This window comes from Citrobacter sp. Ca225 (genome assembly GCF_030337175.1).
Lineage (GTDB): Bacteria > Pseudomonadota > Gammaproteobacteria > Enterobacterales > Enterobacteriaceae > Citrobacter_A > Citrobacter_A amalonaticus.
The window spans coordinates 24,361-33,589 of the sequence record NZ_JAOWCD010000074.1; the positions used below are offsets into that span (position 1 = coordinate 24,361).

Annotated in this window: 8 protein-coding genes; all 8 read right to left on the reverse strand. The window is 52.0% G+C overall.

All coding sequences use genetic code 11. From position 1 onward, the window contains the following. Positions 1-58: 58 nt before the first annotated feature. Complete coding sequence (rpoB, locus tag OGW13_RS12090; RefSeq protein WP_042998970.1) at positions 59-4,087, reverse strand: DNA-directed RNA polymerase subunit beta; 4,029 nt, start codon at positions 4,085-4,087, stop codon at positions 59-61. Positions 4,088-4,406: 319 nt separating this feature from the next. Continuing rightward, positions 4,407-4,772 carry a 50S ribosomal protein L7/L12 gene (rplL, locus tag OGW13_RS12095; RefSeq protein ID WP_012133812.1) on the reverse strand — a complete coding sequence of 122 codons (366 nt, stop codon included), beginning with the start codon at positions 4,770-4,772 and terminating at the stop codon, positions 4,407-4,409. A gap of 66 nt (positions 4,773-4,838) precedes the next feature. Continuing rightward, positions 4,839-5,336 carry a 50S ribosomal protein L10 gene (rplJ, locus tag OGW13_RS12100; protein WP_042293041.1) on the reverse strand — a complete coding sequence of 166 codons (498 nt, stop codon included), beginning with the start codon at positions 5,334-5,336 and terminating at the stop codon, positions 4,839-4,841. Positions 5,337-5,672: 336 nt separating this feature from the next. Continuing rightward, entirely contained in the window at positions 5,673-6,377 is a 705-nt protein-coding gene (gene rplA, locus OGW13_RS12105) for a 50S ribosomal protein L1 (RefSeq protein WP_042998969.1), read from the reverse strand. A gap of 3 nt (positions 6,378-6,380) precedes the next feature. Next, on the reverse strand, positions 6,381-6,809 hold the full coding sequence (rplK, locus tag OGW13_RS12110) for a 50S ribosomal protein L11 (protein WP_012133815.1): 429 nt from the start codon (positions 6,807-6,809) through the stop codon (positions 6,381-6,383). A 157-nt stretch (positions 6,810-6,966) separates the two neighbouring features. Further along, positions 6,967-7,512 (reverse strand): transcription termination/antitermination protein NusG, encoded by a 546-nt coding sequence (gene nusG, locus OGW13_RS12115; RefSeq protein WP_003862341.1) that lies wholly within the window; start codon positions 7,510-7,512, stop codon positions 6,967-6,969. Position 7,513: 1 nt separating this feature from the next. Continuing rightward, on the reverse strand, positions 7,514-7,897 hold the full coding sequence (secE, locus tag OGW13_RS12120) for a preprotein translocase subunit SecE (RefSeq protein ID WP_012907759.1): 384 nt from the start codon (positions 7,895-7,897) through the stop codon (positions 7,514-7,516). A gap of 240 nt (positions 7,898-8,137) precedes the next feature. Beyond that, positions 8,138-9,229 (reverse strand): elongation factor Tu (gene tuf, locus OGW13_RS12125; protein ID WP_287116166.1); only part of this gene is annotated, 1,092 nt, incomplete at its 5' end.

Below are 9,229 nucleotides of genomic sequence, written 5' to 3' on the forward strand. Positions count from 1 at the left end.
GTTAGCACATTCCGCTGCCGGGTGTTATCCCGGCAGCAGTGACCTGTTTGAGCGAGAATTACTCGTCTTCCAGTTCGATGTTGATACCCAGCGAACGAATCTCTTTCAACAGTACGTTGAAGGATTCCGGCATGCCCGGTTCCATCTGATGGTTGCCATCTACGATGTTCTTATACATCTTAGTACGGCCGTTCACGTCATCAGACTTAACGGTGAGCATTTCCTGCAGGGTGTATGCCGCGCCGTATGCTTCCAGCGCCCACACTTCCATCTCCCCGAAGCGCTGACCACCGAACTGCGCCTTACCACCCAGCGGCTGCTGAGTAACCAGGCTGTAGGAACCGGTGGAACGAGCGTGCATCTTATCGTCGACCAGGTGGTTCAGTTTCAGCATGTACATGTAACCTACGGTTACCGGACGCTCGAACTGCTCACCCGTACGGCCGTCGAACAGCGTGATCTGACCGGAAGTCGGCAGGTCACCCAGTTTCAGCAGCTCTTTAATTTCCGCTTCTTTCGCACCGTCGAACACCGGCGTTGCGATTGGCATACCTTTGCGCAGGTTTTCAGCCAGACGCAGAACTTCTTCATCGCTGAAGGTATTCAGGTCAACTTTCTGACGAACGTCAGCACCCAGATCGTACGCACGCTGGATGAACTCGCGCAGTTTCGCGACTTCCTGCTGCTGTTTCAGCATGGCGTTGATCTTATCGCCGATACCTTTCGCAGCCATACCCAGGTGGGTTTCCAGAATCTGACCGATGTTCATACGAGACGGTACGCCCAGCGGGTTCAGTACGATATCTACCGGCGTACCGTTAGCATCGTGCGGCATATCTTCGATCGGGTTGATCTTAGAAATGACACCCTTGTTACCGTGACGACCTGCCATCTTGTCACCAGGCTGGATACGGCGTTTAACGGCCAGATAGACCTTAACAATCTTCAGCACGCCCGGTGCCAGATCGTCGCCTTGGGTGATTTTGCGGCGTTTCGCTTCGAGTTTTTTCTCGAACTCGTGTTTCAGTTCGTCGTACTGCTCAGCCAGCTGTTCCAGCTGATTTTGTTTCTCTTCATCGGTCAGGCCGAGTTCCAGCCAGCGATCGCGAGGCAGTTTGTCGAGCTTCTCAGCTTCAACACCACCGGCAACCAGCACAGCATAGATACGGCTGAACAGGCCAGCTTCGAGGATCTGCAGTTCTTCAGACAGGTCTTTCTTCGCCTGCTTCAGCTGCATCTCTTCGATTTCCAGCGCACGTTTGTCTTTTTCTACGCCATCGCGAGTAAAGACCTGAACGTCGATAACCGTACCGGAAACACCGTTTGGTACGCGCAGAGAAGAGTCTTTAACGTCAGACGCTTTCTCACCGAAGATCGCACGCAGCAGTTTTTCTTCTGGCGTCAGCTGGGTTTCACCTTTCGGCGTTACCTTACCCACCAGAATGTCGCCGCCGGTCACTTCCGCACCGATGTAAACGATACCGGATTCATCCAGTTTAGAGAGCGCAGCTTCACCCACGTTCGGGATGTCAGCGGTGATCTCTTCCGGCCCCAGCTTGGTGTCACGGGACACGCACGCCAGTTCCTGAATGTGGATGGTGGTGAAACGGTCTTCCTGGACAACACGCTCGGAAACGAGGATGGAGTCTTCGAAGTTGTAACCGTTCCACGGCATGAACGCGACGCGCATGTTCTGACCGAGCGCCAGTTCACCGAGGTCGGTGGACGGACCGTCTGCCAGTACATCACCACGTTCAACCGGCTCGCCCAGAGAGACACACGGCATCTGGTTGATACAGGTGTTCTGGTTAGAACGGGTGTATTTGGTCAGGTTGTAGATGTCGATACCCGCTTCGCCCGGGTACATCTCGTCTTCGTTAACTTTGATAACGATACGGGAAGCATCCACGTACTGAACGGTACCGCCACGTTTAGCCACCGCAGTAACACCGGAGTCAACGGCAACAGCACGTTCCATACCGGTACCTACCAGCGGCTTATCAGCGCGCAGAGTCGGAACCGCCTGACGTTGCATGTTCGCACCCATCAATGCACGGTTGGCGTCATCGTGTTCCAGGAACGGGATCAGGGACGCACCGACGGAAACCACCTGCTGAGTGGAAACGTCCATGTAGTCAACCTGGTCACGGCTGAACAGGCTGGATTCACCTTTGCTACGGCAGGTCACCAGATCTTCTACGAAGTGGCCATCGTCATCCAGGTTGGAGTTCGCCTGAGCGATAACGAAGTTACCTTCTTCAATAGCAGACAGGTAATGAATCTCATCTGTCACAACGCCATCAACCACGCGACGATACGGCGTCTCGAGGAAGCCATATTCGTTAGTCTGTGCGTACACGGACAGGGAGTTGATCAGACCGATGTTCGGACCTTCAGGCGTTTCGATTGGACATACGCGACCATAGTGCGTCGGGTGTACGTCTCGAACTTCAAAGCCAGCGCGCTCACGCGTCAGACCGCCAGGGCCGAGGGCAGAGATACGACGTTTGTGCGTAATCTCAGACAGCGGGTTGTTCTGGTCCATAAACTGAGACAGCTGGCTGGAACCGAAGAACTCTTTCACTGCTGCAGAAATCGGTTTGGCGTTGATCATGTCCTGAGGCATCAGGGTATCCAGATCGCCCAGAGACAGACGCTCTTTCACCGCACGCTCAACACGTACCAGGCCAACGCGGAACTGGTTTTCCGCCATTTCGCCTACGGAACGGATACGACGGTTGCCGAGGTGGTCGATATCATCGACTTCGCCTTTACCGTTACGGATATCGATGAGCTTCTTCATCACTTCGATGATGTCGTCTTTGCTCAGGATACCGGAACCTTCGATTTCGTCGCGCAGCAGAGAACGGTTGAACTTCATACGACCGACCGCAGACAGGTCATAACGGTCTTCAGAGAAGAACAGGTTCTCAAACAGGCTTTCAGCCGCTTCACGTGTCGGCGGCTCACCCGGGCGCATCATGCGGTAGATTTCTACCAGCGCGCTCAGACGATCGTTAGTTGGGTCGACGCGTACGGTTTCAGAAATGTACGGGCCGTGATCCAGATCGTTGGTGAACAGGGTTTCGATACGTTTGTGGCCAGACTGGCTCAGCTTAGCCAGCAGATCCAGGCTCAGCTCCATGTTCGCCGGGCAGATCAGCTCGCCAGTGGATTCATCAACGTAATCTTTCGCAGCCACTTTGCCCGCAATGTACTCAACCGGAACTTCGATATGTTTGATATCGTCTTTTTCCAGTTGGCGGATGTGACGCGCAGTGATGCGGCGGCCTTTTTCAACGTAGATTTTACCGTTCGCTTCGATATCGAAGGAGGCGGTTTCACCACGCAGACGTTCAGGCACCAGCTCCATCTGCAGCTTGTTGTCGCGAATCTCGAAAATCACTTTTTCGAAGAACAGATCCAGGATCTGCTCAGTGGTGTAGTTCAGCGCACGCAGAATAATGGTCGCAGGCAGTTTACGGCGACGGTCGATACGTACGAACAGGTTGTCCTTCGGATCGAATTCGAAGTCCAGCCAGGAACCACGGTAAGGAATGATGCGCGCGTTATACAGCACTTTACCCGAAGAGTGGGTTTTACCTTTGTCGGAGTCAAAGAAGACGCCCGGACTACGGTGCAGCTGAGAAACGATAACACGCTCAGTACCGTTGATAACAAAGGTACCGTTGTCGGTCATGAGCGGAATTTCGCCCATGTAGACTTCTTGTTCTTTAATGTCTTTAACGGTGCCTTCCGGCGCTTCGCGCTCGTAGATCACCAGACGCAGTTTTACGCGCAGCGGTGCGGAATAGGTCACGCCACGGATCTGACATTCCTGAACGTCAAACACCGGTTCGCCAAGACGGTAGCTGACGTATTGCAGCTCGGAATTACCGCTATAGCTCTGAATCGGGAATACGGAACGGAAGGCGGCTTCCAGACCATACTGCCCCTCAGGATCTTGCTCGATAAACTTCTGAAACGAGTCAAGCTGGATAGAAAGGAGATAAGGCACATCCAGAACTTGTGGACGTTTACCAAAATCCTTACGAATACGTTTTTTCTCGGTATAGGAGTAAACCATAGGGTTCCTCAGCTCGCTGACAAGTCGACCCATCTGTCCATTGAGCGGACAGTTTGTGCAACACTATTTTGTTGACCGGAAAATCGAATACTTTCCGCAATGCCTGTTGCTATCACGCTTAAACCATTTCATTGCGATTTACACAGAACGGACGCTCTGTCGCAGTATATTAAGTCGTCGATAGAAACAAGCATTGAAAGGCACAGCAGTAGTCAAACAGTGTGAAACGCTACTGGCGCCTTACAGCGCAAAAAGGCTGGTGACCAAAAAGTCACCAGCCATCAGCCTAATTTCTCAGGCTGCAACCGGAAGGGTTGGCTTATTTAACTTCAACTTCAGCGCCAGCTTCTTCCAGAGATTTTTTCAGTGCTTCTGCGTCATCTTTGCTCACGCCTTCTTTCAGAGCGGCCGGAGCAGATTCTACCAGGTCTTTAGCTTCTTTCAGACCCAGGCCAGTTGCGCCACGTACTGCTTTGATTACAGCAACTTTGTTAGCGCCAGCAGCTTTCAGAATTACGTCGAATTCAGTTTTTTCTTCAGCAGCTTCAACCGGGCCAGCAGCTACAGCAACAGCAGCAGCAGCGGAAACACCGAATTTTTCTTCCATTGCAGAGATCAGTTCTACAACGTCCATTACGGACATAGCGGATACTGCTTCAATGATTTGATCTTTAGTGATAGACATTTAAATTGTTCCTGAATATCAGAATAAGTTTATACGTAAGCAGATGCTTTAAAAAGATAACTGCGATTAAGCAGCTTCTTTCGCATCGCGTACAGCAGCCAGAGTACGAACCAGTTTGCCAGCCGAAGCTTCTTTCATGGTTGCCATCAGGCGTGCAATTGCTTCTTCGTAGGTCGGCAGAGTTGCCAGGCGGTCGATCTGAGACGCCGGGATCAGCTCACCTTCAAAGGCAGCGGCTTTGACCTCAAATTTTGCATTCGCTTTCGCGAACTCTTTGAACAGACGAGCAGCAGCGCCCGGGTGTTCCATAGAGTATGCAATCAGGGTCGGACCAACAAACGTGTCTTTCAGGCACTCGAACGGAGAACCTTCAACAGCACGACGCAGCAGGGTGTTACGAACAACACGCATGTAAACGCCAGCTTCACGACCTGCTTTACGCAGTTCAGTCATTTTATCTACAGTCACGCCACGGGAATCCGCAACTACTGCAGACAGCGCGCCTTTGGCTACTTCGCTGACTTCAGCAACAATCGCTTGTTTGTCTTGAAGATTTAAAGCCATTAGCTTTGCTCCTGGATGTTTGCCGGAACTCATGTTCCGGAACTCACTTCACTCTTTCCAACGAAAAGAGCGTCTTAATACGGTGAGCAGAAACAAGCCAGAGTATCCAAAAATAATCTTAGCGTTCTGTCACCGTCTACGCAGGGGATTAAGTTTCTTACGAAACACCTGCGGTCTTCGACGGAGGCCTGGATTAGGCCAGGCTCCAACGAACAAATCTGTTCTATGCTTCGTCTTTCGAACCGCAATTCAAATGACTTGCAGAGTGTCTGTCTCTTTCAACAGAAACGTGGGGGTAGAATTGTAGACAAATCCACCGCCCACGTAAAGCTAATCTTAGTTCGCAGAAGCGCTCAGACCAGCCTGATCAACGGCAACACCAGCACCCATGGTGGTGGAGATGCTGATTTTTTTGATGTACACGCCTTTCGCCTGAGTCGGTTTTGCTTTCTTCAGCGCAACCAGCAGAGCTTCCAGGTTTTCTTTCAGTTTGTCAGCGTCAAAATCCACTTTACCGATGGTAGTGTGGATGATGCCGTTTTTGTCGTTACGGTAACGAACCTGACCCGCTTTAGCGTTCTTAACTGCTTCAGCAACGTTCGGCGTTACGGTACCCACTTTCGGGTTTGGCATCAGGCCACGCGGACCCAGAACCTGGCCCAGTTGGCCAACAACGCGCATTGCATCCGGAGAAGCAATAACCACGTCAAAGTTCATTTCGCCTTTCTTGATCTGCTCAGCCAGATCTTCCATACCTACCAGTTCAGCGCCAGCAGCTTTAGCAGCTTCAGCGTTTGCACCCTGGGTAAATACAGCTACGCGAACGGAACGGCCAGTACCGTGCGGCAGTACAGTTGCACCACGTACGTTCTGGTCAGATTTACGCGCATCGATGCCGAGGTTAACGGCAACGTCTACGCTTTCAACGAACTTAGCGGTAGCCAGTTCTTTCAGCAGAGAGATAGCTTCGTTGATGTCGTACTGTTTGGTCGCATCAACTTTCTCACGGATCACACGCATGCGCTTGGTCAGTTTAGCCATTTCTTAGTCCTCCACTACCAGGCCCATGGAACGTGCAGTACCTTCAATGGAGCGAGTCATCGCTTCAATGTCGGCACCAGTCATGTCGGCAGCTTTGGTCTGCGCGATTTCCTGCAGCTGAGCGCGGGAAATTTTACCTACTTTGTCTTTGTTCGGCTTACCGGAACCAGACTTAATACCAGCCGCTTTCTTCAGCAGAACGGCTGCCGGAGGCGTTTTGGTAATGAAGGTGAAAGAACGGTCAGCGTAAACGGTGATAACAACCGGAATTGGCAGACCTTTTTCGATGGAATCAGTCTTAGCGTTGAACGCTTTGCAGAATTCCATGATGTTAACACCCTGTTGACCCAGAGCAGGACCAACCGGCGGACTCGGGTTTGCCATACCAGCTGCAACCTGCAGCTTGACGTAGGCTTGGACTTTCTTAGCCATTCTCAATTTCCTCTGTTGGGTGATAGCGCCTCAGAGAGGCTCCCCGTGATATAAAAATTCGTTCTACGGGCCAGGCCCATAAAAACAAAAGGCGCGAAATTGTATTCCAATCTCACGCCTTGTGCAACGATTAAATCGCCGCTTTTTTGATCGCTACTTAGGCTTTTTCAACCTGTGCAAAGTCCAGCTCTACCGGGGTCGCACGACCGAAGATAGAAACGGATACTTTCAGGCGGGACTTCTCATAGTCCACTTCTTCAACGACGCCATTAAAGTCAGCAAACGGACCATCGTTGACACGCACCATCTCACCCGGTTCAAACAACGTTTTCGGCCGCGGCTTATCACCCACCTGCTGCAGGCGATTCATAATCGCATCAACTTCTTTGTCGCTGATCGGCGCCGGACGGTCAGATGTACCGCCGATAAAGCCCATCACACGCGGTACGCTACGCACCAGGTGCCAGCTCGCGTCATTCATGACCATCTGGACCAGCACATAACCCGGGAAGAATTTACGCTCGCTCTTACGGCGCTGACCACCACGGATTTCAACCACTTCTTCGGTCGGCACCATGACTTCGCCAAACAACTCTTCCATATTGTGTAATTTGATATGCTCACGCAGCGATGTTGCTACGCGGCCTTCAAAACCGGAAAACGCCTGAACGACGTACCAGCGCTTTTTAGGAGCTTCAGACATCTCAGAACCTCAGGCCAGTGATAAAGGAAACCAGGCGAACCAGAATACCATCCAGTCCCCACAGGATCAGTGACATTACTGCGGTAACCGCAGCCACAATCAACGTGGTGTGCAATGTTTCCTGGCGAGTCGGCCAAATGACCTTACGTACTTCAGTACGCGCTTCGCGGGCAAAAGCAACGGTAGCTTTACCTTTTGTCGTCAACAGCGCGACACCACCCGCTGCAGCAATCAGAATTACTACGGCCAGCGCACGCAGCGGCAGCATCATGTCACGATAAAGATAGTTGCCAACAATTGCCACGAGCAGCAATGCCACAACCACGATCCACTTTATCGCTTCCAGGCCACGCCCGCTCCCTTGAGCTTCGGTATTCGCACTCATAAACCAACCTGTCAGAAGTATTCTACAAATAATTTCACCCCGCGAATGCGAGGCTAACCAGTCAACCTTGTGCCGAAATGCATTGGGGGCATTCCGGGCTCAACGCCCTCTTCAGAGCCTGTCTCAGCAATGATTATGACAAATAAAATCACTGATGAGCCAGGTTCTGGTTCGAAAGCGTGCAAAAAGGGCATCAAATGATGCCCTTTTAATGCGCATTGCGTCAAATGTTATCAGTGATTAGCTGAGAACTTTAGCAACAACGCCTGCGCCTACCGTACGGCCGCCTTCACGGATTGCGAAACGCAGACCGTCGTCCATCGCGATCGGGTGGATCAGGGTAACAACCATTTTGATGTTGTCGCCCGGCATTACCATCTCAACGCCTTCCGGCAGTTCGATGGTGCCAGTCACGTCAGTTGTACGGAAGTAGAACTGCGGACGGTAGCCTTTGAAGAACGGAGTATGACGGCCGCCTTCGTCTTTGGACAGGATGTACACTTCGGATTCGAACATCGTGTGCGGCTTGATGGTGCCCGGCTTAGCCAGTACCTGACCACGTTCGATTTCTTCACGTTTGATACCACGCAGCAGAACACCAACGTTCTCACCCGCACGGCCTTCGTCCAGCAGTTTGCGGAACATTTCAACGCCAGTACAGGTAGACTTGGCAGTCTCTTTGATACCAACGATTTCAACTTCTTCGCCCACTTTGATGATACCGCGTTCTACACGACCGGTAACAACGGTACCACGACCGGAGATGGAGAATACGTCTTCGATCGGCAGCAGGAACGGCTTGTCAATCGCACGCTCTGGTTCCGGGATGTAAGAATCCAGGAAGCCAGCCAGTTCGATGATTTTCGCTTCCCACTCTGCGTCGCCTTCCAGCGCTTTCAGAGCAGAACCACGAACGATCGGGGTGTCGTCGCCCGGGAAATCGTACTGAGACAGAAGTTCACGAACTTCCATTTCTACCAGTTCCAGCAGCTCTTCGTCATCAACCATGTCGCATTTGTTCAGGAACACGATGATGTACGGAACGCCTACCTGACGACCCAGCAGGATGTGCTCACGAGTCTGCGGCATCGGGCCGTCAGTCGCAGCAACAACCAGGATCGCGCCGTCCATCTGCGCAGCACCGGTGATCATGTTTTTAACATAGTCGGCGTGGCCCGGGCAGTCTACGTGTGCGTAGTGGCGAGTCGGGGTGTCATATTCAACGTGAGAAGTGTTGATGGTGATACCACGAGCTTTTTCTTCCGGCGCGTTATCGATCTGATCGAATGCGCGAGCAGCACCGCCGTAGGTTTTAGCCAGTACGGTAGTGAT